Raw genomic sequence first — 998 nt, 5'->3', positions numbered from 1 at the left:
ATATGAAATACCAATTGAAAGCATATTTATTTTTATTTTGTATAATTTTATTTTGTATAATTTCTACACAAACTCGTTCTCAAATTATTTTAGGAACTTATCCTTCAACTGAAGAAAAGTATAGAATCATAAAAACTGAATCTTTATTATCAAATTTAAATTGGAGAGGAATTAAAGAATTTTCTAAAATCAATAGTGGTCATTATACACACGAACAAAAAAACGGATTAATTGATGAATTTGAATATGTAAAACAAGGTTATACAAATTATTTTAAATTAAAAAGTTTTAAAGGTGATGTATTGTCATTTGAAAGCAATGGTGAAAACCAAAACATAAATGAATCTACAAATTATTTTAATAAGCAAATTTGGAAAAATTATGTAAATGAAGTTTTACCTGAAATACCTATTAAATTTCATATTGATTTAGAAAATAAGATAGATGTTTTAATTAGTTACTATAAATTACTTGGCGTTGATTCACGAGATGAATATGGTTGGATTTGTGAATATTCGTCTGCTGGACTACCGCCAGATAAAAGAATTGCAACAATTAACCTAATAAAATATGGAAGAACAGATTTATTAAGGCGATTGCTTGATTATCCAAATATTCAAACGCAAATCTACGCCGCAGATGCATTAATATATGTTGATTTTTACTACTCAAATAAAATTCAAGAATTTCAGAAAAGAGGAGATGAAAAAGACAAGTATTCTTATTTATATGAATATTTATTAGATGATTTTATACGTAAAAAAATTAAACAATCAAAAGATAAAAATCAATCTGTAAGAATATGTGGAAATAATGGTTCATATAAAGTGTATGAATCATTTACAAATGAACTATTGTCAGATGAAAGAGTACAAGAAATACCTCAAAAATATAAGTTTCTAAAAGAATTGGGTTATGAAATGGAATAATTCATACTGCCGATAACATCGGCTTGGCAAAATGCGGGGTTAAGTGCAAAATTGAACTTCTCGCCTTTT

1 protein-coding gene is annotated in these 998 nt (G+C 25.8%); it reads left to right on the top strand.

Translation table 11 applies throughout. From position 1 onward, the window contains the following. On the top strand, positions 1–929 hold a 929-nt coding region (locus IM532_RS13610), incomplete at its 5' end, for a hypothetical protein (protein ID WP_194184038.1). Positions 930–998 lie beyond the last annotated feature (69 nt).

The sequence above is a fragment of the Faecalibacter rhinopitheci genome, from assembly GCF_015234135.1.
In the GTDB taxonomy this organism is placed as follows: Bacteria; Bacteroidota; Bacteroidia; order Flavobacteriales; family Weeksellaceae; genus Empedobacter; species Empedobacter rhinopitheci.
Note: the sequence above shows the minus strand (reverse complement) of the source record. Positions and strands in the feature narration are given on the sequence as shown.